Origin of the sequence: Paraburkholderia ginsengiterrae, assembly GCF_001645125.1 — a bacterium.
Lineage (GTDB): Bacteria > Pseudomonadota > Gammaproteobacteria > Burkholderiales > Burkholderiaceae > Paraburkholderia > Paraburkholderia ginsengiterrae.
The window spans coordinates 21,013-44,978 of the sequence record NZ_LXKA01000044.1 but is presented as its reverse complement, the minus strand read 5'-3'; the positions used below and the strand labels follow the sequence as shown (position 1 = coordinate 44,978).

At 63.1% G+C, this 23,966-nt stretch carries 20 protein-coding genes; 9 read left to right on the top strand and 11 right to left on the bottom strand.

Annotated features, from left to right (window positions below; translation table 11 throughout):
• Positions 1–335: 335 nt before the first annotated feature.
• Positions 336–1,469: a 4-hydroxyphenylpyruvate dioxygenase family protein gene (locus A6V37_RS03065; RefSeq protein ID WP_064266129.1), complete on the top strand. Its 1,134-nt coding sequence runs from the start codon at positions 336–338 to the stop codon at positions 1,467–1,469.
• Between the two features lie 57 nt (positions 1,470–1,526).
• Here A6V37_RS03065 and A6V37_RS03060 read toward each other — a convergent pair whose 3' ends face one another.
• Positions 1,527–2,459 (bottom strand): LysR substrate-binding domain-containing protein, encoded by a 933-nt coding sequence (locus A6V37_RS03060; RefSeq protein ID WP_207547582.1) that lies wholly within the window; start codon positions 2,457–2,459, stop codon positions 1,527–1,529.
• 176 nt (positions 2,460–2,635) lie between these two features.
• Between A6V37_RS03060 and A6V37_RS03055 the strand changes: the two genes are divergently transcribed.
• Together A6V37_RS03055 and A6V37_RS03050 are read left to right on the top strand one after the other, a co-directional pair.
• Positions 2,636–3,673 carry a DUF1338 domain-containing protein gene (locus tag A6V37_RS03055; RefSeq protein ID WP_064285773.1) on the top strand — a complete coding sequence of 346 codons (1,038 nt, stop codon included), beginning with the start codon at positions 2,636–2,638 and terminating at the stop codon, positions 3,671–3,673.
• A gap of 53 nt (positions 3,674–3,726) precedes the next feature.
• The gene (locus tag A6V37_RS03050; RefSeq protein WP_064285772.1) at positions 3,727–6,732 is read left to right on the top strand and encodes an FAD-binding and (Fe-S)-binding domain-containing protein; all 3,006 of its coding nucleotides are present in this window, start codon (positions 3,727–3,729) and stop codon (positions 6,730–6,732) included.
• 40 nt (positions 6,733–6,772) lie between these two features.
• On the opposite strand, the gene A6V37_RS03045 is transcribed toward A6V37_RS03050, so the two are convergent.
• A complete protein-coding gene (locus A6V37_RS03045; RefSeq protein ID WP_064266125.1) occupies positions 6,773–7,405 on the bottom strand; it encodes a helix-turn-helix domain-containing protein in 633 nt (210 codons plus the stop codon).
• A gap of 410 nt (positions 7,406–7,815) precedes the next feature.
• Between A6V37_RS03045 and A6V37_RS03040 the strand changes: the two genes are divergently transcribed.
• The 4 genes from A6V37_RS03040 to A6V37_RS03025 all read left to right on the top strand — a co-directional run bounded on the left by A6V37_RS03040 (position 7,816) and on the right by A6V37_RS03025 (position 10,866).
• Positions 7,816–8,154, top strand: a complete 339-nt coding sequence (locus tag A6V37_RS03040; RefSeq protein ID WP_064266124.1) for a PadR family transcriptional regulator — start codon at positions 7,816–7,818, stop codon at positions 8,152–8,154.
• Positions 8,154–9,314: a DUF1700 domain-containing protein gene (locus tag A6V37_RS03035; protein WP_064266123.1), complete on the top strand. Its 1,161-nt coding sequence runs from the start codon at positions 8,154–8,156 to the stop codon at positions 9,312–9,314. Before A6V37_RS03040 ends, A6V37_RS03035 begins: the two co-directional genes overlap by 1 nt.
• 56 nt (positions 9,315–9,370) lie before the next feature.
• Complete coding sequence (locus A6V37_RS03030; RefSeq protein ID WP_064285771.1) at positions 9,371–10,174, top strand: BPSS1780 family membrane protein; 804 nt, start codon at positions 9,371–9,373, stop codon at positions 10,172–10,174.
• Between the two features lie 350 nt (positions 10,175–10,524).
• Positions 10,525–10,866, top strand: coding sequence for a hypothetical protein (locus A6V37_RS03025; RefSeq protein ID WP_242665738.1), 342 nt, complete (start codon positions 10,525–10,527; stop codon positions 10,864–10,866).
• 80 nt (positions 10,867–10,946) lie between these two features.
• Here A6V37_RS03025 and A6V37_RS03020 read toward each other — a convergent pair whose 3' ends face one another.
• Genes A6V37_RS03020 through A6V37_RS03005 form a run of 4 tightly spaced genes read right to left on the bottom strand, consistent with a single transcriptional unit; the run spans position 10,947 to position 15,453 of the window.
• Entirely contained in the window at positions 10,947–12,407 is a 1,461-nt protein-coding gene (locus A6V37_RS03020; protein ID WP_064266120.1) for an efflux transporter outer membrane subunit, read from the bottom strand.
• Positions 12,408–12,419: 12 nt separating this feature from the next.
• Positions 12,420–13,562, bottom strand: a complete 1,143-nt coding sequence (locus tag A6V37_RS03015; protein WP_064266119.1) for an ABC transporter permease — start codon at positions 13,560–13,562, stop codon at positions 12,420–12,422.
• Entirely contained in the window at positions 13,559–14,503 is a 945-nt protein-coding gene (locus A6V37_RS03010; protein ID WP_064266118.1) for an ABC transporter ATP-binding protein, read from the bottom strand. The genes A6V37_RS03015 and A6V37_RS03010 overlap by 4 nt, the downstream gene beginning before the upstream one ends.
• Positions 14,500–15,453 carry an HlyD family secretion protein gene (locus tag A6V37_RS03005; RefSeq protein WP_064285776.1) on the bottom strand — a complete coding sequence of 318 codons (954 nt, stop codon included), beginning with the start codon at positions 15,451–15,453 and terminating at the stop codon, positions 14,500–14,502. Before A6V37_RS03005 ends, A6V37_RS03010 begins: the two co-directional genes overlap by 4 nt.
• Positions 15,454–15,636: 183 nt before the next feature.
• Here A6V37_RS03005 and A6V37_RS03000 point away from each other — a divergent pair, with 183 nt between their 5' ends.
• Together A6V37_RS03000 and A6V37_RS02995 are read left to right on the top strand one after the other, a co-directional pair.
• Entirely contained in the window at positions 15,637–16,329 is a 693-nt protein-coding gene (locus tag A6V37_RS03000) for a TetR/AcrR family transcriptional regulator (RefSeq protein WP_064266117.1), read from the top strand.
• A 110-nt stretch (positions 16,330–16,439) separates the two neighbouring features.
• Positions 16,440–19,310: a DNA-binding protein gene (locus tag A6V37_RS02995; RefSeq protein ID WP_064285770.1), complete on the top strand. Its 2,871-nt coding sequence runs from the start codon at positions 16,440–16,442 to the stop codon at positions 19,308–19,310.
• Here the strand turns inward: A6V37_RS02995 and A6V37_RS02990 are convergent.
• The 5 genes from A6V37_RS02990 to A6V37_RS02970 form a co-directional block, all read right to left on the bottom strand.
• On the bottom strand, positions 19,288–20,565 hold the full coding sequence (locus A6V37_RS02990) for an MFS transporter (protein WP_064266115.1): 1,278 nt from the start codon (positions 20,563–20,565) through the stop codon (positions 19,288–19,290). The two genes, A6V37_RS02995 and A6V37_RS02990, sit on opposite strands and share 23 nt — an antisense overlap.
• Positions 20,562–21,665, bottom strand: coding sequence for an NAD(P)H-dependent flavin oxidoreductase (locus A6V37_RS02985; protein WP_064266114.1), 1,104 nt, complete (start codon positions 21,663–21,665; stop codon positions 20,562–20,564). The genes A6V37_RS02990 and A6V37_RS02985 overlap by 4 nt, the downstream gene beginning before the upstream one ends.
• A 67-nt stretch (positions 21,666–21,732) precedes the next feature.
• Entirely contained in the window at positions 21,733–22,059 is a 327-nt protein-coding gene (locus A6V37_RS02980) for an NIPSNAP family protein (RefSeq protein ID WP_064266113.1), read from the bottom strand.
• 62 nt (positions 22,060–22,121) lie between these two features.
• On the bottom strand, positions 22,122–22,832 hold the full coding sequence (locus A6V37_RS02975; RefSeq protein WP_064266112.1) for an SDR family NAD(P)-dependent oxidoreductase: 711 nt from the start codon (positions 22,830–22,832) through the stop codon (positions 22,122–22,124).
• Between the two features lie 120 nt (positions 22,833–22,952).
• Positions 22,953–23,879 carry a LysR family transcriptional regulator gene (locus tag A6V37_RS02970; protein WP_064266111.1) on the bottom strand — a complete coding sequence of 309 codons (927 nt, stop codon included), beginning with the start codon at positions 23,877–23,879 and terminating at the stop codon, positions 22,953–22,955.
• Between the last annotated feature and the right edge of the window lie 87 nt (positions 23,880–23,966).

Here is a 23,966-nt window from a genome sequence, read left to right as displayed (position 1 = left end):
ATGTTTTCCCGCCATGTCGCCTCGACATGGCCCGATCGGCTGCATGCAGGATGGCCGATTCTCCACTTAATTGACATGCATGCAGCAATACATGGCAGTCGACGGCATTGATTCGCAACGTTACGAACACTTGAAACCACACCCGGAATGTCCCCGAACGGTGCTCAGCGGAACTCACAGTTTTCAACTTTATTGTGAAGAACTAGCGAAAGCCGTCGCGGTCAGCCATGCTGCTGCACATCACGCATCCGATACCGCCCTGCGGGTGATCGGCGGCTTGGACCGAACACCAGAACTACCGGAAACCGCGTCGAAAGACGGTAAAGGAGATTGCCATGCCCAGCGACTTGCCCACACCAGACGCCGCGCTGCGCGGCGTGTCGGCGCCGGAGCACAATCCGCTCGGCACCGCCGGCCTCGAATTCGTGGAGTTCGCCGCACGCGATCCGCAGGCGCTCGGCGAGACCTTCGTCAAACTCGGCTTCAAGGCAGTTGCGCGCCATATCAGCAAAGACGTCACGCTGTACCGCCAGGGCGAGATGCAGTTCCTCGTCAACGCCGAGCCGGATTCGTTCGCTGCGCGATATGCGGAGGAATACGGCGTGGGCATCTGCGCGATTGGCATTCGCGTGGCGGACGCACAGCGCGCCTTCGACCGCGCGATCGAACTCGGCGCCTGGGCGTTCGAAGGCGAGAAGATCGGCGTGGGTGAACTGTTGATTCCCGCGATCCAGGGCATTGGCGACTCGCACATCTATTTTGTCGACCGTTGGCGCGGACGCGGCGGCCAGCGTGGCGGCCTCGGCGATATTTCGATCTTCGACATCGACTTCCGGCCGATCGAGATCGACACGGCCCATGCCGATCTGACTCACGCGGGCACGGGCCTCGTGGCCGTCGACCATTTGACGCAAACGGTCGGTGAAGGCCGGATGCAGGAATGGCTCGACTTTTATCGCGACCTGCTCAACTTCCGTGAGATTCACGAGCTGCACGCGAACTGGCATGTGTCGGCCGAATCGCGTGTGATGGTGTCGCCGTGCGGCGCGATCCGCGTGCCGTTATACGAGGAGGGCACGCGCCGGACCAATCTGATGCACGAGTATTTGCCGGACCATCCGGGCGAGGGCGTGCAACATATCGCCCTCGCGACCGACGACATTTTCGCGTGCGTCGAACAGCTGCTCGCCAATGGCGTCGAGTTCGTCGAGCCGCCGCCGCGTTACTACGAGCAACTCGACGCGCGTTTGCCGGGCCACGGGCTGGATGTCGAGCGGCTCAAGCGCACGCACGTACTGGTGGATGGCGAAATCGGCGCGGACGGCGTGCCGCAACTGTTTTTCCAGACCTTCGTGCGGCGCCGGACCGGCGAGATTTTCTTCGAGATCGTGCAACGCAAGGGACATCACGGTTTCGGCGAAGGCAATCTGAGCGCACTGGCGCAGGCGCGGGAGCAATCCGGCGGCTGAAGCCGGGACTCGCCGGGGCTGCGCTCGATGCTCGCCTCTCTTCGCGATCAATCGGAATCAATCGGGATCAGGAATGCCGGCCAGTTCCGGATTGACCGCGCTATAGGCCGCAGCCTCCTGCAACAACCACTCGCGGAAACAGGTCAGCGGCTTGCCGTGACTCAATTCGGTCGGATAGACGAGGTAATACGCGGAGTCAGCGACAGCCGGGGCGTCGAGCGGGATCGCGAGTCCGAGCTGCTCCAGTTGCGCATCGACGAAAAAGCGCGGCACCAGCGCGATGCCGAGTCCGGCCGCCGCCGCGCTAATCAGCATGGTGTGCAGTTCGTAGCGTACGCCCTGCATGGTCCGGTTGTCGTCGATCCCCAGGTTGGCGAACCACGTTGCCCAGCCGTCCGGCCGCGTGGTGGAGTGCAGCAGCGGGTAGTCCAGAAGATCGGCGGCGCTTCGCACGGGCTGCTTCAGCAGGCTCGCCGCGCACACCGGCACGACCTCCTCGCTGAACAGAAAATCCGCTGAAGTGCCCGGCCACGTGGGCTTGCCGTAATGGATCGCCGCTTCGAAGTGCGTCTCCGCGAACGGGAACGTGCCGGTTCGCACACCCATGTTCACACGCACGTCCGGATACCGTTCATTGAATGCCGCAAGCCGCGGAATCAGCCATTGCGATGCAAATGTCGGCAGGACAGCCAGTTCCAGATAACCGCCGCCGCTGCCATGCGCAATGATGGACAGCGTGTCGCGGTCGAGCTGTTCCAGCGAGCGCCGCACCTGCGCGCCGTACACCTTGCCCGCTTTAGTCAGCACCACGCGTTGCTTGACGCGCACGAACAGGCGCACGCCGAGATTGCTCTCCAGCGTGTTGATCTGCCGCGAGACCGCGCTTTCGGTGAGAAACAGCTCGCGCGCCGCATGCGTGAAGCTCTCGTGCCGCGCGGCAGCTTCGAAAGCGAGCAGCGCGCCCATGTTGGGGATCTTGAATTTACGCACGTTAATTCCAAAAACGCATCAAGTGGCGATTTTATCTCGCTTTACGGCAACCCGGCGAATTTGAATAATCACGCTTTCAACATTGCCTTGCCATGCCCCGCATCATTGCCGGCTGGGCCCCTTGAGCGCACGAACGAGCGCTTGAAGCACGACATGGCGCCTCGTAGAGAACCGATATGCGAAACATCAAGAATGCGAATCTCGAACAACTGCTGCTGAAACTGCTCGGCGCGGACAAAACCGCCCGGCTTTTCGCGACGCTGAACCATCCGCGGATTCTGAACGAGTGGGAAGACGGCATCGTCACGCGCGCGGAACTCGCTCAGGCCATGAATATGGCGCTGTTCGAAGACCTGCTGACGCGCTCGCCGAATGGCCGCCAGTACACGGAGGAGACGGTCGCGGCGGGCGGCAGCGTGTACTTCGACCACGGGGCCTTGCGCGCGGTGCGCTGGCCGCACAGCGGCGCGCTGCCCACGGGCGAAGCCGCTTTCGCGCGCATCCTGCGTCCGCTGGGCTTTCGCATCAACGGGCGCTATCCGCTCGACCGGCTCGGCATGACCGGCCGCGCGTGGGCTCATGAGGACGCGGCCGATGAAATCGCGCAGTTCTTCGTCAGCGAATTGCACCCCGAGCGTTTTTCGGCCGAGTTTCAGCACGCGGTGACGAACGTGATTGGCGCGTCGCGCGATCCACTGACTCCGCGCGCTGTCGGCCAGTTGTGGGAGCTCGAGCGCGACGGTGTGCTGCCGCTCGAGGTGGCGCATGAATTGCTGCCGGTCATCGTCGGTGCGTTTGCACGTCAGCACGAAATGCCGCACGAAGCCGATTACGAAGTATTGTTGAAGGAGTCGGCGGAAATGGCGTGGATCGCCACCGAAGGCAACGCCTTCAATCACGCCACCGACCGCGTCGCGGACGTCTTCAAACTGTCCGATGACGAAAAGGCCAAGGGCCGGCCGATGAAACCGGAAGTCGAGCGATCGCGCTCGGGCCGCGTGTTCCAGACCGCGTATCGCGCGGACGTCGTGCGGCGCGAGTTCCGCGCGGCCGATGGCGGCATCGTGACGCGCGACGTGCCGGGCTCGTTCTATGAATTCATCACGCGCAAGCGGACGTTCGATCAGGACGCGCGCCGCTGGGAAACGGACCTGCGTTTCGACGCGGGCAACGCACAGGGCATCTTCAAGATGACCGCGAGCCAGGCCGCCTGAGCGTATCGAGCAACAGCGCCCGACTGCAGGGCGTACGACATGAGGGCGCAATAGTGGGAACGTCGCTGGATGAACAGCAAGGTGTGGGCGTGAAAGCGAGGGACGAGGCCGGGCCTCGCCCGATGAACGCCCCGCGCGTGGCCGTGCCTTTTGCGGCCAGCACCGCGGTGATGCAGGCGCTCGAAGCGGATTTGCGCCGCCACGTGCGCGGCGAAGTGCGTTTCGATCAGGGCTCGAAGGCGCTGTATGCGGCGGATGCGTCGAACTATCGGCAGGTGCCGCTCGCCGTCGTCGTGCCGTCGGATGTCGACGATCTGCTGGCTACGCTCGCCGTCTGCCGCCGCAACGACGTGCCGTTCCTGCCGCGCGGCGGCGGCACGTCGCAGAACGGCCAATGCGTCAACGTCGCGGTCGTGGCCGACGCGAGCAAGTATGTGAACCGCGTGGTGTCGGTCGATCCGGCTGCGCGCGTGGCGATCGTCGAGCCGGGCGTGGTCTGCGATACCTTGCGCGATGCCGCCGAGCAGCACGGTCTCACGTTCGCGCCCGATCCGGCCACGCATAGCCGCTGCACGCTGGGCGGCATGATCGCCAACAACTCGTGCGGCGCGCATTCGGTGATGGCCGGCAAGACGGTCGAAAACGTCGAGGCACTGGAAATCGCGACCTTCGACGGCGCGCGTTTCTGGGTCGGCCCGACCTCAGACGAAGAACTCGAACGCATCATCGCCGCGGGTGGCCGCCAGGGCGAAATCTATGCCGCGCTCAGGCAGTTGCGCGACACCTACGCCGAGCAGATTCGCGCGAAATTCCCGCAGATCAAACGCCGTGTGTCGGGCTTCAATCTCGATCAGCTGTTGCCCGAGAACGGGTTTAACGTCGCGCGTGCTTTGGTCGGCACCGAGGGCACCTGCGCGCTCACCTTGCAGGCGAAGGTGCGCCTCGTGAAGAGTCCGGCGAAGCGCGTGATCGTCGTGGTCGGATTCACGGATATCTACACGGCGGCGGATGCCGTGCCGCATTTCATGCGCTGCGGGCCGATTGCCGTCGAAGGGCTGGACCGCGCCATCATTCGCGGTTTGCAGGCGCGAGGTCTGAAAAAGGATGAGATCGCGCTGCTGCCGCCAGGTGACGCCTGGGTCGTGCTCGAATTCGGCGCGGATACGCAAGATGCCGTGATGCAGAAGGCGCAAGCGGCTGCGGCGTACTTTTCATCAGGTGAAGGCGGTCCGAACGTCACGGCGATGCTCGTCGAAGATCGCGCGTTGCAGGCGAAAGTCTGGTCGATTCGCGAGACGGGGGCGTCGGCGGTGGCCTTGTCGGTCGATTCCGGCGTGCCTGATCCCGTGGTCGGATGGGAGGACGCGGCGGTCGATCCCATGCGCCTCGGCGACTATCTGCGCGCGTTTCAGGCGCTCGTGGACCGCTACGGCTACGAGACGAGCCTGTACGGCCATTTCGGCGACGGCAGCGTGCATGCGCGCATCACCTTCGATCTGCGCAGTGCGGAAGGTGTCGCCACGTGGCGCCGGTTTCTGCGCGAAGCGGCGGAACTGGTGGTCGAATTCGGCGGTTCGCTCTCGGGGGAGCACGGCGACGGCCAGGCGAAAGCCGAGTTTCTGCCGATCATGTACGGCCCGGAATTGATGCAGGCCATGGAGCAGTTCAAGGCGATCTGGGATCCGGCGAACCGGCTGAATCCGGGCAAGGTCGTCCACGCGTATCGCGCCGATGAAAACCTGCGCATGGGACCGGCCTACAAGCCGGTCACGCTGCAAACGCGGCTCACGTTCGCCAGCCAGGAAGGCGAGGGTTTCCAGCGCGAGGTCGAGCGATGCATCGGCATGGGCAAGTGCCGCTCGCTCGAAGGCGGCACGATGTGCCCGAGCTATCGCGCCACACGTGAAGAGAAATATTCAACGCGTGGCCGCGCGCATCTGTTCTGGGAGATGCTGCAAGGCGACGTGATCGCCGATGGCTGGCAAAGCCGGGAGGTCAAGGAAGCGCTCGATACCTGTCTCGCGTGCAAGGGCTGCAAATCCGATTGCCCGACGCACACCGATATGGCTTCATACAAGGCGGAGTTTCTGTCGCACTACTATGAAACGAATCGCCGCCCGCGCCAGGCCATGTTCATGGGGCGAATCGGCGAATGGGCGCCGTGGGCGGCGCGCTTTCCGCGTTTGACGAACTTCATGATGTCCGCGCCGGGCCTTTCGTCGTTCGGAAAATGGGTGGCTGGTGTCGCGCAAGCGCGTGAATTACCCCGGTTCGCGGGCGCCACATACCGCCAGATTGCGCGGCGCTCGCCGCACACGGCGCGCGATGCGCGCGGCGACGTGAAGAAAGTCATTCTGTGGGTCGATACCTTCAACGATCACTTCACGCCCGAGATCGCCGAGGCCGCTGCCGACGTGTTGAAGCAACTGGGCTGGCACGTCGTGCTGCCGAAGAACCGTTTGTGCTGCGGGCGCCCGCTGTATGACTTCGGCCTGCTCGAACGGGCGCGCGAACTGCTGACGCATATTCTCGACGACCTCGCGGACGATATCGCCGCCGGCGTGCCGCTGGTCGGTCTCGAACCCGGCTGTTTGTCCGTGTTCAAGGACGAACTGCTGAAGCAGCTACCCGATCACGCATTGGCGAAGAAGCTGTCGGCGCAGACGTTCCTGTTCTCCGATTTCGTCGCGCGTCAGCCGTTCGACTGGCCGAGGCTTGACGCTAACGTGATCGTGCACGGACATTGCCATCAGAAAGCGCTATTCGGCATGCAGGGCGACACCGCGCTGTTGAGCAAGCTCGGCGTGCAGTGGAAGATGCTCGATACGGGGTGCTGCGGGATGGCGGGATCGTTCGGCTTTAACTCGGCGCACCACGAATTGTCCGAGAAGATTGGCGAGGACACGCTGTTTCCCGCGGTGCGGGCGGCGTGTGCCGCGAATGCCGAGACGATCGTATTGACCAACGGCTTCAGTTGCCGTGAACAGATCGAGCAAGGCACGGGGCGTCACGCCATGCATATCGCGCAACTCGCGCAGCGGGCGCTGGCGGCGCGCTAGGTCGCGCCAAGGTACACCAGCGCGCGCTTTAGGGCCTGCGTTATTTCTTGTTCGAATCGACGGTGACCGGCGCTTGCGGAATGTCGGCGCTGGTGGCCATCCACAATACTTCGGCGTCTTCTTCGCTGGTGGAGACGGCGGCGTGGCCGGTGCGGCTGTCGAAGTAGAGACTGTCGCCGGCGTTCAGATGAGTGGGCGCGTACAGCTCCGAGTAGAGGCACACGCTGCCGCTGATCACGTACAGGAATTCCTCGCCTTCGTGGCGGCCCCAGTCGTCGAACGCGTCGAGCGTGTGCGCGGAAATGCGGATGCGAAACGGCAGCATCGCTTTGTGCGCGAGATCGGTGGCGAGCAGCTCCATCTGGTAGCCGCGATACGCGTGGCGCTGCCCTTCATTTTTGCGGGTCAGCGCGCGGCGGCCGCTGGCGCTCACTTTCGGCGTGGAGCCGAACAACTCGCCGATTTCAATCTTCAGGCCGAGGACAATCTTCTGCAGGACGTCGAACGTGGGGGACATCAGGCCGTTTTCGACTTTAGAGAGCGTCGAGCGGGACACGCCGCACAGGCGGCTAGCGGTTTCCAGCGTAAGGTCCTGCGCCTGGCGGGCGGCGCGTACGCGCCGGCCGAGATCGGTGATGGACGGGTCGGCGGGCTTGGTCAGGTGAGTGTCCATGGGGCTTGATGCTTCGAATGCTCGCTTTTTGGGCGGTGGTTGTGTTTCCGATAATAACATTTGGGGCGGCGCGCAAGTCTGGCAATGGCTGATCGCGGGTAGAAGCGGAAACGACGGGCGGCGCGTTGCTCGGTCGTGCGAGGCTTAAGCGCTATCATGGGAAGGCGCGATCGGGGCAAGTGGGGTACCCGGGTGCCTTTTTCGGATCGGAAACGGGGCTTGTCGAGAGGACACAGCGTCGGCGTATCACCGGGCGGTGATGACATCACGAATCTGTCCTGTGCATAAAACAGTACCTTGCATTAAACAATACTGAATGCTAGAGTTCGTCCATCGTCACAGGGATAGGTACGTTCGACACCAGTGCATAGCAAGGTACTGTGTTATGCACGCTAATGTAATGGAACTGAATGAAAACGCAGCTCAAGAAGGGAACCCTCGACATGTGCGTGTTAGCTGTCCTCGCCGGCGGCGACAGCTATGCGTATGAGCTCGTCTCCACGCTGTCGGAAACCATGGAGATCAGCGAGGGCACGATCTACCCGTTGATGCGCCGCTTGCAGGCCGAGGCTTGGGTGTCGACATATTTCGTGGAATCCAGCTCGGGGCCGCCGCGCAAGTATTACTCGCTGACGGCGGCAGGCCGCGACAGTCTGGTGGAAATGCAAAGCGAATGGCGCAGTTTTGTCGATGAAGTCAATGGCGTGCTGGCCTTGTCCCGTGCGCCCTCAGGAACAGGGGAACAGTGATGACGCAGGACGCATTTATCCAGCAATTGCGCCACGAACTGCGGAGTTTGCCGAAGCAGGTGGTCGACGAGATTGTCGCCGACTATCGGGAGTACTTCGGCGACGCGCTTGCAGCGGGGCGCAGTGAGGCGGAAGTGGTCGCAGCCCTTGGCGACCCGGTCAAGCTCGCACGCGAACTGAAGGCGCAGGCGACCTTCCGCCAGTGGGAGACGCGGCGCTCGTTCGGCAACCTGATGCGAGTGATCGTGTCGATCGCGGGGCTTGGCTTGTTGCAATTGCTGCTGTTGATCCCGTTCATGTTCTATCTGCTGATGCTGACGATCGGCTATGCGGTTTCGGGTGCGCTGACGGTGGCGGGGCTCGTAACGGTGGTCGCACTCGGGAGTCACCACGTGTTTGGATGGCCGCCGTTCAAGGCGGTGCCGTTCTCCTTCGAGCACAGCAGCGCGAGAACGGATCAGAAGGCGAGCGGCAACGACAACGCGTCGAAAGACGATATCGACACGGATCACGCTCCCGCACAGGGCGACGCACGCCAGGCAACCGCCGACATGAAGGCATTCCGGGTGGACGGCGAGCGCTTCGTGCTGCGGCCGGATGCAGCCACGCGGATTTCCATCGTGACGCTTGCCGGTCCGATCGACATCAGGAATGACGATGGCAAACTGAAGATCAGTTCCGTCGGCGGTGCGCGCGATCTGTTCAAAGTCGATCCGGATGGTACATGGTCTATCGCATCCGCCGACGTTATTGCGCTCGATCTTAAGGATGACGAAGGGGACAAAGTGTCGGTCGCGCGCATTGGAACCGGTGCGAAGTCGATGGCGTGGGATATCAGGCACCACGGCTACCATGTGTCCTTCGTACAAGGTCCGGATGGCAGCGGCAAGAGTCTGACGGTCCGGAGCGGGTCGGAATCGGTCGTGATCGATCGCGACCACGTGGCGATCCGGGACGGTTCGGATAGTGCCGTGATCGTCGGGTCGCATGGTTCGGGTATCGGCGCGATGATCTATGGATTCGCAATGCTGGTCGCCGGTATCGTCGGTTTGTGGCTGTGTTTGTGGCTGACGCGCATCACCTGGCGCGGCCTGGTCCGTTACGTTCAGCGTCAACTCGATCTGATTACTGCCCGGCTCGACGAAGGGCACGCCGCCTGAATCACGGCGCCGATGTATTGACGTCTTGCGCTCAATTCGACAACAGGGAAGCGGTCATGAATATGCACTATTCAGGCGGTACGGCAGTCCCGATGCACCCGCAACGCGTGTCCGGATCGCACTGTCCGGACAGCCGCGTGGTCGGCATACTGAGTGTGGCAGGCTGGCTCGCGCAAGGGTTCCATATCGCGCGCATGAATCCGGTGATGTGGCTGGCGGCGATTCTGGCCTGCGCCGATATGGCGACGTTGTTCGAACTGGTGCCGCCGTTACGCATGCTCGCCGTGCTCGTCGGGCCGTTTTTTGCGGCGGCTCTTGTGCTGATGCAGGAACGGTCGAACAATGCGCGGCCATGGACGATTCTCGAGACGCTCGAGGCCGTCAACGTGCATCGCAATGCATTAGTCGCAGTTGGGGTGTGCGGCGCTTGCGCGGCTTGCTTGGGACAACTGATCGCATTCGCGGTGTTCCATGTGTCGATGAAGACATCCGTTATGCCCAATGGCATGCACGATCTGACAATCGTTTACGGCGCGCACAATGGCGGGGGCAATGCGCTGGAGCCGCTATTCGATGTTGCCGGCTATGCGCTCGCGGCGTCGCTTGTCTGGTTTGCGCCGACGCTGGTTGTACTGAACAACGTTTCGCCGCTGGCCGCGGTGGCAGCAAGTTTGCGTGCTGTCGTACGCAACTGGCGAATTGCGTCTTTGTATGGGATTGTGATTGCAGCGGTCGTTGTGGGTAATGCCTTGCTGGCCGATCCGGCAGCGTTGCTCGTGCGTGGATTGGTGGCGATGCCGCTGGTCAGCTCGCTGATTGTACTGTCGAGGTACGGCGCATATCGCGACATATTCGGGTAGCGGTCGAAATCAGAAAGGAGGGGCGCCGAACTCGTCGGTCGACGAGTATTCTCGTGTATTGTGAAAATCTAATTAACACAACAAGTTAATTGAGTCTGATTAATTAAAATATTTTCGATGCAGTATTGATATGCGTAAGGCATATTAATAAATCATGTCAAATCGGCTCGACGATGGATTTTTGTCTGTTATATGCATTACGATGCTGGAATTAAAAATAGCATCAAGCAGATAAACGATCCATGCCGCAGAATCGCAAGAAAAGGCCAACGGGGAATCAGTCGCGCAGAAAACCGCTTGGCAAAACCCGGCTTTTACCGCATTCGGCGGCTTATGTACGGGAACAGTCGTTGCGCTGGCATCTTTCCTTGGCGGCGTTTCAGGCGGGCAAGGGCAACGGCGATTTGCTGGCCAAACTGGTGAAAGCGCTCTATCTCGCCTGGTATCTTCAGGATGCGGGTTTCGGCGCGCTCGAGCGTGAGCATTATCTCGATGCCGAGCGTATTCTGGACGCCGCCGCCCGGGGCGCAAGCCAGAATATCTGGCATATCGCGCCCGCCGATTGCGCGGCGATTACCCGCTTACTCGATCTGCACGAACAGCAGTTGCAAAGCGCCCCGGTATTCGCGGTCGACGAAGCTGAATCGCGAGTGGTGCATTTCGGACGGAGCGACAAACGCTCGCCTTGGTGAGGGGATAAAACGCAGCCCTCATATTTACGCGAGTAGGGGCTCAATGCAGCGCCCCGACCTGCACAACCCGAACGGCACGATCACGGCGTGCCGCCCAGCGTCGTATCCGTCATCTCGCCGCCCAGCGCCTGGAACAACGCGGCCGTATCGGTGAAGCGATCAGCTTGCGCACGCGTCCGGTCAAGTGAGGTCTGCAACGCCTGGCGTTCGGCATCAATGAGGTTGATCTGGCTGATGCCACCCGCCGTATATTGCCGGCGGGCGATATCGAGGCTGGCTTGCGCCTCCTGCGCGGCCACATCACGAGCCTGGAGTGCCAGCGCGTCGCTCTGCAGGGCAGTCAGCGAATCGGCGACCTGTTGCAATGCCTGAAGCACCGTTTGCCGGTAACTCGCGAACGCCGCGTCGTAGGCCGCTTGAGCCGCGCGCTTTTTCGCGTGCAATTCTCCGCCGTGAAATATGGGTTGCGTCAGGTTGAGACCAATGTTCCAGATGTTCAACCCGTTCACGATGTCATTGACATTGGTGCGCTCGGAGCCGATCCCCGCCGACAAGGTGAACTGCGGATACAGGTTCGCCGTCGCTACGCCGACGTTCGCGCTGGCCTGATGCAGCAAGGCTTCCGAGGCACGGATGTCCGGGCGCGCGTGGGCGAGCGTGGAGGGCAGTGTGACGGGAAGGTCTTCGGGCAAATGGAGGGCGTCGAACGTGAGATCGCTGAAGTCCGCTTTCGATGGCGCGATACCGAGCAGAATCGCAAGTTGATGATCGGCTGCGGCCAGTTGCTGCGCGAGCGGCGGCAACGCGGCGCGCGTCTGCGCCAGCAGCGTGCGCTGGCTGCGCACGTCGAGTTGCGATACGCCACCGGCGGTGAAGCGGGCTTCGGTGATGGAGAGCTGACGTGCCTGCGCATCGGCAAGGCGTTGCGTCAACGTGATCTGCTGTTGCAACGACGCGCGCCGCACAGCCGTGGACACCACATTGCCCGCGATGGACAGGCGCGCCGCATCGAGTTCGTACGATGCGTAATCGACCTGCGCCAGGCTCGCTTCAATCGCGCGACGGTTGCCGCCGAAGATGTCGAACACATACGACACGCTCACCGACGCGTTGAACAACGAAAACGGCCCCGGATTCTGGACGAGCGGAACGCCGAATGCAGCGGGATCGACCTTCTCTCGCGTGCCGGAAAGGGTGGCATCGACGCGGGGAAATTGCGTCGAGCCTGCCAGCGCGGTGGTGTTCTCGCGCGCTTCGAGCAGCTTCGCCCGTGCTTCGTCGAGTGTCGGGCTTTGACGCAACGCCTGATCCACCAGACGATCGAGCGCATCGGACTGGAACTGCCGCCACCACGCGGGGACCGCGTTGGGCGCAACGCTGAATGCCTGCGCCGACCCGGCCACGCCGCCGGCCGAAGCGGTACGTTCAGGCAATGCGTCATGCGTATACGTTTGCGTGTCGGGCGCGGCGGGCGATTGAAAATCCGGGCCGACTGCGCAGCCACACAGTACCAAAGCGCACGAAGTGAGGAGGACTCTCATTGACGTGATCTCCTAATCGAGCGTGCGCCGGTAGAAGCGCAGTGCAATCGCCATTACCACGGCAGTGAAGAGCACCATGGGCCACACCGACGGCCACAGATCCGCCCAGCCATCGCCTTTTAGCAAGATGCCGCGTATCAGCCGGTTGAAATAGGTCAGCGGCAACAGGTTGCCGATGAACTGCGCCCATTGCGGCATGCCCGCGAATGGAAACATGAAACCGGAGAGCAGGATATTCGGCAGGAAGTAGAACATGGTGAGCTGCACGGCCTGCAACTGGTTTTGCGCGAGTGAGGACAAGGTGATGCCCACCGTCAGGTTCGCGGCAATGAAGAGCAGCGCCGCGAAATAGATCGCCACCGGACTGCCGACGAAAGGCACATGAAACACAAAACGCGTCGCGGCCAGAATGATGGTTGCCTGAATCAGGCCAATCGCGACATAAGGCACGATCTTGCCGGTCACGACTTCCACAGGTAAGGCCGGCGTCGAAAGCAGGTTCTCCATGGTGCCGCGTTCACGTTCGCGTGTCATGGCGAGACCCGTCATCATGACCAGCGTCATGGTCAGGATCACACCCATCAGACCGGGCACGACGTTGTATTGCGTGATGCCTTCCGGGTTGTACAGATTGTGGACCTGCACGCCGAACGCGCCTGGCGTGCCGTTCAGATGCGCGAGCGGCCCGGTGATGTCTTTGTCCGCTACTGGCTGAACCAGATTCGGCAGTGCCGCAACGGCGATGTTCGTCGCGGTCGGGTCGGTTGCGTCGGCTTCAACCAGTAATGATGGATGTTCGCCGCGCAGCAGCTTGCGCGAGAAATCCACCGGCACGCTCAGCACGAATTGCACGCGGCCCTGCGCCAGTGCCCGGCGTCCCGCTTCCTCGTCGGGCAGGGTTTCGACAATGTCGAAGTACGCCGAATTGGTCATCGCCGCAATGAAGCTGCGCGAGAACTCGCTCTGGTCGTGCACGATAACGGCGGTCGGAAGATGCTTGGGGTCGGTGTTGATCGCAAAGCCGAACAGCGCAAGCTGGATGATCGGTATGCCGACGATCATCGCGAACGTCACGCGATCGCGCCGTAGCTGAAGGAACTCCTTGAGCACGATGCTCCACCAGCGCGTCAGCGAAAAGACCGTGCGCGTGCTCACGACGGCGCCCCGAAATTGTCTTTCGACTGGTTCATCAGATAGATGAACACATCTTCCAGTCCGGTGCCAATCCGCTCGGTTCGTAGCGCGGTGCCCGCGGTCGCCTGCCTGATCGCCTGCTCCAGCGCGGCGTGATCGCGCCCGCTCGCATGCAGCGCGGAGCCGAAAACGACCGTCTGGTCGACGCCGGGCATCGCGCGGAGCCGTTCGGACAGATCGCTCAGACGGTCGCCGTAGATCGACCATGTAGCGAGGTCCTGCGACGCAATCACGTCGGCGGCCGTGCCTTTCGCCAGCAGCTTGCCGTACGCGATATAGGCGAGCTTGTGGCAGCGCTCGGCTTCATCCATGTAATGCGTGCTGACGAGCACAGAGATGCCGCGCGCGGCGAGCCGGTGGAGTTCCTCCCAGAAGTCACGCCGCGCGGTGGGATCGACGCCCGCCGTGGGTTCGTCGAGTAGCAGCAGTTGGGGTTCGTGCAGCATGCACGCGGCGAGCGCGAGGCGTTGCTTCCAGCCGCCGGACAGCGAGCCGGTCAACTGATTCGCGCGGCTTTGCAGGCCTAGCGATTCGAGCGACCGGTCCACGGCTTCGCGCCGGTTGCGCATCTGATAGACGCGCGCGACGAAGTCGAGATTTTCGCGGATGGTCAGGTCGTCCCAATACGAGAACCGCTGCGTCATATAGCCGACGTGGCGCTTGATCTGGCCGCTCTCGCGCAGGATGTCGTAACCGAGGCAAGTGCCGGTGCCGGAATCCGGCGTAAGCAGTCCGCACATCAGGCGGATCGAGGTGGTTTTGCCGCTGCCGTTCGGCCCGAGAAAACCAAAGATCTCGCCGGGCGCGACCTGCAGCGATACGTCGTTGACGACATGCTTGTCGCCAAAATGCTTGTTCAGGTTACGCACGTCGATGGCGTATTCGAGCGCGCCGTTGCTCATTTCAGCACCACGGCAACCGGCTGTCCGGGGTGAAGCTTCGTTGCATCCGCCACGGCCGGGTGCGCTTCAATCATGAAAACCAGCTTGGCCCGGTTTTCGTTGCTGTAAATAACGGGCGGAGTGTATTCGGCCTCTTTCGACACGTACGTGATTTTCGCCAGCACGTCGGCGGCGCAGCCGTCGCAGTGGATCGTGACGTCGCGCCCCGGCGCGAGCCCGCCGACAATCGCCTCCGGCGCGAAGAAGCGCACCTTGATGTTCTGCGGCGGCAGCATCTGCACAACCGGACTGCCTGCCGACACCCATTCGCCGATGCGGTAGAGCGTGTCGTAGACGAGTCCGTCGGCAGGCGCATTCACGCGCTTCTGGTCCACTTTCCACTGCGCCTGGGTGACGACGGCTTCGGCGGCCGCGACCTGGGCCTGTTGGGCGGCAATCTGCTGCGAACGGCCGGGCAGGTGCGCCACGTCGACCTGGCTGGTGAGTTCGCGCACTTGTGCCGCGGTGGCGTCCGCGTTCGCGCGCGAATCGTCGAGTTGCCCCTTGGAAATGCCGCCCGCGCTGAACTGCGCCTCGTCGCGCGTCAATTGCAGCGAAGCCTTGTGCGCGTTGGCGACGGCTTGGGCGAGCTGCGCACGATTGACGGCGACCTCGGGCGCGCGCTTGCCCGTTTCGATGTCGGCGAGTTGCGACCGGGCCGCGGCAAGTTGTTGTTGCGCCTGCTGCAGTGCGGCGGTTTCGTCGACCGCGTCGAGCGCGAAAAGGGGCGTATCCGCCTTCACCGTTTGTCCGCGCATGACCGGCAACTGCGTCAGCTTGCCCGCCTGCGATGAACCGAGATAGACGTACTCGCCTTCAACGTAGCCCTGATAGGCATTGTCGTCGTGACGGGAGCAGCCCGCGCCGAGGCTGGCGGCGACCAGCAGCAAGGCGACGGCGACTCGGCTCATGGTTGAAGTCAGCATCGGTTTCGTCCCACTCGAACATGCCTGATGATGGGCACATACTCAGTAAGCAATCCATACTTGTTTACATCATGCCGCGTTCCACAGCGCTCACGCAGATGAAGTAAAATTGATGATATGTGAATTTGAATTTGAATTCAAACTATTTGTGAGGCCGCAAGTTCGCCCATGCCGACCAAACCAGCCAAGACCGCGGTGAAACAGCCAGCGCAGCCAAAACGGGCGAGCCGGCCTGACGGCGCGGCGACCCGTCAGCATTTGCTCGATACCGCAGTGCAGGTGTTCGCCGAGCGCGGTTTCGCGGACGCAACCAGCAAGGAAATTTGCGAGCGGGCCGGTACGCCTATGGCCTCGGTGAATTATCACTTCGGCAGCCGCGAGGCACTTTACGAAGCGGTGCTCGTCGAGGCGCACCGGCAGGTGGTCGGTCTGGACGAACTAACGGCGCTCACCGCAGTGCCGGGTGACCCTAGGGAGCGATTGCGGGCGGTGCTGTCCCGTTTCATCGGTGTCTCGACCGGCTCCCGCGCGCCTTGGGGATTCATGCTGATGTTGCGCGAGGTACTGTCGCCGTCCCCCGCGATTCCGGCGCTGATCGAGCAGGCAATCCGGCCGAAAGCCGCCGTGCTGCTGCATCTGATCGGCGAGGTGCTACGGCTGGATCCACAGGAGCCGGCCGTGCAGCGCGCGCTGATGTTCTCCGTGCTGCCTTGCATCCTGATGATGATCGCGCCAAAACAGGTCCAAACCGCCATGCTGCCCGCCCTGGCAAAAGACAAGACCGCGCTGGTGGACGACTACGTCCGCTTTGTGTTCGCCGGGCTTGACGCGCTTGCCGCAACCCACCGCTCAGTGAACTAGCCGGCGTGCGAAATGCGCGGCCGGTTACCGTATAGTGCGGGCATCGCAAGACGTAGTAACGTATTGGAAGTTTTAGCTTTCGCCGGGTTACATCGATTTTTGAGGCGCTTATGTCCACGGACACAGACATCATCACCGACGAACGGATCGCTGCAATCGCAGATCGCATGGTCGAGGAAGGCATACGGGTTTCGCCAGTAACAATCTGGAAGGAGGTTCGGGGCGGCTCGCTGGTCGAGGTCGTCGCGGCCTTGCAACGCTGGCGCGAAGCGCGCCAGGCTGAGATGCCGGAAATGAAGGTCCAGGCCGCGTTGCCGGAGACCCTCGCCGACACCGTGATGAGCGCGGCGGGGCGAATCTGGGCGGCCTCCCAGGACGACGCGGAGCGGGCCTTCAATCATCGCATGGCCGCGGTGAACCAGAATCTTGATGCGGCGTTCGCGGAACGGGACGAGGCGCTTGCCGAGTACCAGAAGACGGTGGAAGAAGTCGAATCGGGCCGCGAGCGTATCCAGAGCCTGACGAACGCGCTGAGCGCCGCGGAAAGCGGCGCCACCCAGCTTGGCGAGGAGCTCGCGGCGGCGGCGGGCCGGGCCGAAGTGGCCGAAACTCGCATCGGCGAGCTCGTGCATTGTGCCGCGGAGCAGGATGCGGTTCTGGAGGCCACGAAGGCGTCGCTCGAGGAGGAGCGCAAGGCTCGCGATTTGCTGGCTGCGGCTGTCGCGAGCAGGAATGATGAGATCGCACGGGTCGCGCAGGAACTCGATCAGGCGCGGCATGAGGCCACCACGTTGGGCGACGACCTTCAGGTGAAGTCGCAGGAAGTGGCGCGATTGTCCGAAGAGTTGAGCGCGGCGTCGTCGCGCGTGGATGCCGCTGGCGCACGTATCGAGGAACTCGTGCAACGCGCGGCGGAAGAAGACGCCAGACTGGAAGCCACGAAGGCGTCGCTTGATGAGGAACGCCGGGCCCGCGAAGCGTCGGACGCGGCAGTTGCAAGCAGGAACGATGAAATCGCGCGAGTCACACAGGAGCTCGAACAGACGCGGCAGGACCTGGTGGCGTTGGGCGATGTCAGCCAGGCGAAGTCGCAGGAAGTGGCGCGATTGTCGGACGAGCTAAGCGCGGCTTCGTTGCGCGCGGGGGCCGCCGAGTCGCGTATCGACGAACTCGTGCAACGCGCGTCGGAAGAAAACAGCAAACTGGAAACCACGAAAGCGTCGCTCGACGAGGAACGCCGGGCGCGTGAAGCGTCGGACGCGGCTGTCGCCAGCAAGAGCGACGAAATTGCGCGAGTCACTCAGGAGCTTGATCAGACACGTCAGGACCTCGTTGCGTTGGGCGATATCAGCCAGGCGAAGTCTCAGGAAGTGGCACGACTGTCGGAGGACTTGAGCGCGGCTTCGTTGCGGGCTGAGTCGGCCGAGTCGCGGATACAAGAACTCGTGCGGCAAGCATCGGCACATGACGCTGCGCTGGAAGCCGCGAAGGCGTCGCTCGACGCGGAGCGCCGGGCGCGCGAAGCGTCGGACGCGGCTGTCGCCAGCAAGAGCGACGAAATTGCGCGAGTCACCCGGGAGCTCGATCAGACGCGTCACGACCTCGTTGCGTTGGGTGATGCCAGCCAGGCGAAGTCGCAAGAGGTGGCGCGGCTGATGGATGACCTAAGCGCGGCTTCGTTGCGCGCTGAGTCGGCCGAGTCGCGGATCCAAGAACTCGTGCAGCAAGCGTCGGCCCATGACGCTGCGCTGGAAGCCGCGAAGGCGTTGCTCGACGAGGAACGCCGTGAGCGCGAAGCCGCGGATGCGGCTGTCGCAAGCAAGCAGGATGAAATAGCGCGAGTCACTCAGGAACTCGGTCAGACACGCCTGGACCTCGCCGCGCTGGGCGATGCCAGCCAGGCGAAGTCGCAAGAGGCGGTGCGGCTGATGGAAGACTTAAGCGCGGCTTCGTTGCGCGCTGAGTCAGCCGAGTCGCGGATACAAGAACTCGTGCAGCAAGCGTCGACCCATGACGCAGCGCTGGAAGCCGCGAAGGCGTCGCTCTACGAGGAACGCCGTGCGCGCGAAACCGCGGATGCGGCTGTCGCAAGCAAGCAGGATGAAATAGCGCGGGTCACTCAAGAACTCGACCAGACACGGCAAGATCTCGTCGCGCTGGGCGACGTGAGTCAGGCGAAGTCGCAGGAAGTGGCTCGTTTGTCGGAGCAGCTCAACGCAGCGTCATTACGCCTGGAAGGCGCCGGCACGCAAACGAACGAGAGCCTCGCGCGCCTCGCCGCGCTCGAGTCTGAACTCAGCGACGCTCGCGCCGTGCTGACAAGCGAGCGCCGGGCCGTCGCGGCACGGACTGAAGAAGCGGCCGCTCAGCGTGAAGAGCTGCAGCGCGTGACCCGTGAACTCGACGAGACCCGGCGGCATGTCGGGACGCTGACCGAAGCGAAAGCCGCCGCGAGCGCCGATCTGGCCCGGCTTGCGCAAGACGTAGCCACCGCGAAGGCGCAAGCAGATGCCGCCGACCAGCATGCAGCCCAGTTGACGCAGCGCCTCGCCGCGCAAACTGATGCTCTTGCCAAAGAACGTCAAGCCGCCCAGAAACCAGGCGCTCGCGCCGCGGAGACTGATAGCGCGGAAGAAATCGCCGCGTTGCAACGCCAGATATTGGCGCAGACCAAAGCCCATACGAAGGCGCTGGACGAGCTTCGCTCCACCGCCGAACAGTGGGTGGCGCATGCCAAAGACCTGAAGCAGCGGCTCGGTGTGGCGAGCGAGCGGATATTGTTCATCGACGCGCGTAGCACTGGAGAAGTGGCGCTGGTGCGCAGGCTCGCATCCGAACTGGAGCGGCTGAAACCGGATCACGAGCTGATATCCCGGGAAACCCAGCAAAAGCTGATTGGCACGACAATGGCCCACCAGCTTGCGCAAAAAGGCTACCGGTATGATCCGGCCACCGCGGTTATGTCGAAGGTTGCGACTTGACGCTCGTCCGTGCCCATTGGGCGAGCGCGGCGCACGCCACCAGCAATGATCCGGTGACGAAAAATACCGAATGCAGGCCGAGATGGACGGCGATCACACCGCCGATAACCGGACCGGCCACCTGCCCGCTGAATTGCGCCGACTGCAGATAACCGAGCATCTGGCCGGTCCTGTGTTCTTCCACGGCATTGCGCGCGAGCTTCGCAATCGAAGGCAGGAGGCCGGCCAGCGTCATACCCATCAGTGCGCGCAAGGCGGCCAGTTGCCACCACGCGTGAACGAACGCCTGCGGGACCATCACGAGTCCGGTCAGCACCAGGCAGCCGACGATCACATTCCAGCTCCCGATCCGGTCGGCCAGCGCACCAAGACGCGCGGCCGTCAGCATGCTGCCGAAAGCGGAGCAGGCCATCACGACGCCCGCAATGCGGGCGAGATGAGCCGAGGGCACGCCGAGGCTGCCGACATAAACCGTGATGACCGGCTCGATCGACATATTGGCGAGCAGTACCATCATCGCCGTGACCAGCAGCGCGCCGATGACCGGATAGTTGTTGCGCGGCCCAGCCGTCGGCGTCTGGCGTGCGGGGCGGCGAGTGGCATGGGTGGCCGGATCGAAGTCTTCCTTGACGACGAAGATGGTGAGCAACGCGGCTGCCGCGATCATGGCGCCGCCGGCAAAGAAGGTGCCGCGAATGCCGAACCATCCCGGCAGAAATCCACCTACGAGCGGTCCGATCAGATTGCCTGCCAGCGCGCCGGTCGACAGCACGCCCAACGCCCAGCCCGCGCGCTCCCGCGGTACCTGCGTGCCGACCATCACGGTCGAAGCCGATGCATAGCCGCCCACCAGCCCCGCCAGCAGACGCAGCCCGACAAGTTGATGCACGTTGTGAGCCATGCCGATCAACGACATCACCACCGCCATGCCGACCGCCGCGCGGACCAGCATCGGCTTGCGGCCGTAGCGATCGGCGAGACGCCCCCACAGCGGCGCGGTGACGGCCGTTCCAAGAAACGTTGCACCGAACGCGATCCCGGACCACTGGATCACGGCCGATTGCGACTGCACGCCGAGTTGCTGGACGTACAGGGGTAAAAACGGCAGCAGCATGCTCAGGCTGACGAGCGTGGTGAACGAGCCGAACACGCACACTGCCAGATTGCGGCGCCAGTAGTGTTCATGTCGCGCCGCGTAATCGAGATTGTCCGTGACCAGATTGGCTCGCAAAGCAAGCTTGGCGCGCGCGTTCATGCTGTCTGCTCCGCGAACGCCGGTGAGCGCATCTGAGCCTGTGCTTCCGCAAGCTCGCTCACCAGCGTGGCAACCAGCTCGGCCGCGGGCAATGCTCTTGCCATCGGCGCGCCTTGGCCGGCCCACTGCACGGCGAAGTCGGTGTTGCCGCGCGCCCTGGCCGCGGCGTTCAGTGCCTTGGCGGCGTCGTACGCAATCGGATAGTCGGGCAGGCGCGGCGCGTCCGTCGAGCCGACGTCGGTATGCATCCGGTTGATGAGTCCACGCGCCGGCCGGCCCGAGATCGCGGCGGTCACGGCCGTGCGGTACGTGCGTTGGCTGGTCAAGGCGCTCCGGTAAGCGGGATCGGCACCGGATTCCGGAGCGACCACGAACGCGGTGCCCATCTGCACCGCACTCGCACCGAGCAGCATGGCAGCGGCAATACCCTCGCCGTCCATGATGCCGCCCGCCGCGATGACCGGCAGCGTCGTTTGTTTCGCGATCAGCCGGACCAGCGCCAGGGTGCCGATCATCAAGTCATCCTCCGGGTCGAACACGCCCCGGTGGCCGCCGGCTTCCGCGCCTTGCGCGACGATGGCGTCGAGCCCGGCCTGTTCGATCAGCATCGCTTCACGCGGCGTGGTTGCGCAGCCGAGCAGCAGGATGCCGGCGTCATGCAGCGCTTCGATCCATTCGCGAGGAGGCAGTCCGAAATGGAAGCTGACGACAGCCGGGCGTTCGTCGATCAGGACTTGCAGCAGCGCCTCATCGACCATGAAGCTCTGGTAAATCTCGCTGAGCGCCGCGGGCGGCTTGGCACCGAACTCGGCAAACAACGGCTGCAGATGCGCGAGCCATGTGGCTTCGCGAAGCGGATCACTATGGGCCGGGAGATGGCAGAACACGTTCACGTTGAACGGCTTGCTGGTGAGCGCACGCGTTGCGGCGATCAGTTCGCGCGCCTGCTGCGCGGTGCTTGCGCCCACGGCGATGGAGCCCAGCGCGCCGGCGTTGGACACCGCGGCAGCGAGTGCGGGCGTGGAGACGCCGGCCATCGGTGCCTGAATGATGGGGTGCTGCACGCCGAGCGCATGCAGAAGGTGTGTCTTGCGGATCATGCTGTTCTCCCAGCTCAAGTGGTTGAACGATTCAGGTGGCGAGCGCGCGGCGCGAGCCGCGCCACGCTTACTTCAACGCAGAAAAGTCGGTTGGAACGAGCAACTCGTTGGTGATGTTCGCGATGATCGGTCCGTTGCTTTCCGTGTCGATGCGCACCTGATGCCATTCGGGGTCGTCGAGAAACGCTTGCCACTTCACTTCCCGTTCCGCGAGCGAATCCCACGCCAGCATGAAAATCAGGTGGGCGTCGGATTCGCCGATCAGCGTCGTCCAGAAACCGCTTTGTCTGATGCCGAGGCGCGCCCAGATCGGCAAGATCCGCTCGCGCAAACGCGCGGTGACATCCGGCAAGCGTCCAGGCACGGCGCGATAGGTGCGAAGTTCGTAGATCACAATGCTTCTCCTACGGATTGCAAATTAAATATCAAAGGGTTTTCCGTGCCGGACGCGAACACTTAAGCGCCGACGTTGCTGCCGCCGTCGACGCGCAGAATTTCGCCCGTGACGAAGGTTGCCGATTCGAGGTACAGCACGGCGTCGGCAATGTCGTCGATTTCGCCGATGCGGCCCACCGGGTGCATCTTCGCGAGTGCCGCGTGCGTCTCGGGAGCATGCATCGGTGTCCGCACGACGCCCGGTGCGACTGCATTGACGCGGATGCCGCGCGACGCGTATTCGATGGCGAGTGAACGCGTGACCGAGTTCAGGCCGCCCTTGGTCAGCGCCGCCATGGCGGCCGGCAAGGCTGCCAGCGGCCGATCGACGATGCTGGCGGTGATGTTGACGATATGGCCGCTGCGCTGATTGCTCATGACTTCGAGCGCACGCTGCGTGATATGGAAGAAGCCGGTCACGTTGGTCGCCATAACGGCGGTGTAATCAGCTGGCGAGTATTCGGTGAAGGGCTTGGCAACGAAAATACCGGCATTGTTGACCAGCGTGTCGATGCGGCCGAAACGCTCGAGCGCCGTGTCGATCACGCGTTGCGCGGTAGCGGGATCGGCAATGTCGCCTTGCACCGTCAGCACGTCGGGATCCGTGCTTGCGCCGATCGTGCGCGAGGTGGCTACGACGCGGTAATTGCGGTCCCGGTAGGCTTTAACCACGCCTGCGCCAATGCCCTGCGACGCGCCCGTGACGATAACGACTTTCTGTTCTGCACCCATGGTCTGCTCCTGAGGATCGACGGGCTGCGATGTGCGCCCGATCTCGATGGAGCAAGTCTAGATTGAACCATTTGCAGAGAGAATCCACGCTGTACGGCAGACATTCTTCCGCCAGGCGATTCAATTGTTTTTCGTGACCCGCTGGGATTGCGTGAAATACCGGCGCAGGCGTGGCGCGGCAAAGTCGACGAACGCGCGCACCTTGGGCACCGCGAGACGCCCGTGAGGCGTCAGCAGATGGACCGGCAGCGGAGCCGGTTCGTGATCGCTCAGGACGATCTTGAGCGAGCCGTCCTTGACCTGTTCGGCGATGTGATAAGAGAACATGCGGGTGACGCCATGCCCCGCGACGGCCGAAGCGACCGCGGCCTGAATGCTGTTGACGATGAAGCGCGGGGAGAACTGCACGACTTGCGGAATCGTCGCGCCGTTGGCGGGCGGAAAGCTCCACGAATCCAGACCAAAGTGGGTCATGGAGATGATCTGGTGCTGGCCCAGATCGGCCGGGTCGCTGATATGGGGATGCTCGGCCAGGTAGCGCGGCGACGCGGCCACGACCCGCCGCACTTCACCGACAGGGATCGCCACGAGCGTCGAGTCAGGCAAATGAGCGATGCGCAGCGCGACGTCCATCCCTTCGTCGATAAGGCTGACAGGGCGGTCGAGCATATTGAGGCGCACCGAGACGGCCGGATACTGGTCGACGAAATCGTCGATGATCGGCCGCAGCATGTCCTGGCCAGCCGCGACGGGCGCCGTAATCGTGAGCAGCCCACGCGGCGCGGAGCGCTCGCCGGCGATCAGCAAATCGGCTTCCTCGAGGTCGGTGAGAATGCGCCGGCAGGCGGCGGCATATCGCTCGCCGGCTTCGCTCAGTTTGATGGTCCGCGTCGTGCGGTGCAGCAGGGCCGTGCCGACATGTTCCTCGAGAAACGCAATGGCCCGGCTCACCGCGGCAGGGGAGCGGCCCAGCCGGCGGCTCGCGCCGGCGAGGCTCCCTTCGTCCAGGGTGGCGACGAACACCTTCATTGCGTCGATTCGATCCATGTTGCCTGTGGTCTGGGTTAGGGTTGAGCGCGCGATTGGGCAGAGTTTACAGCGGCGAGCGCACACAAGCGGGGAGTCATTGAAACG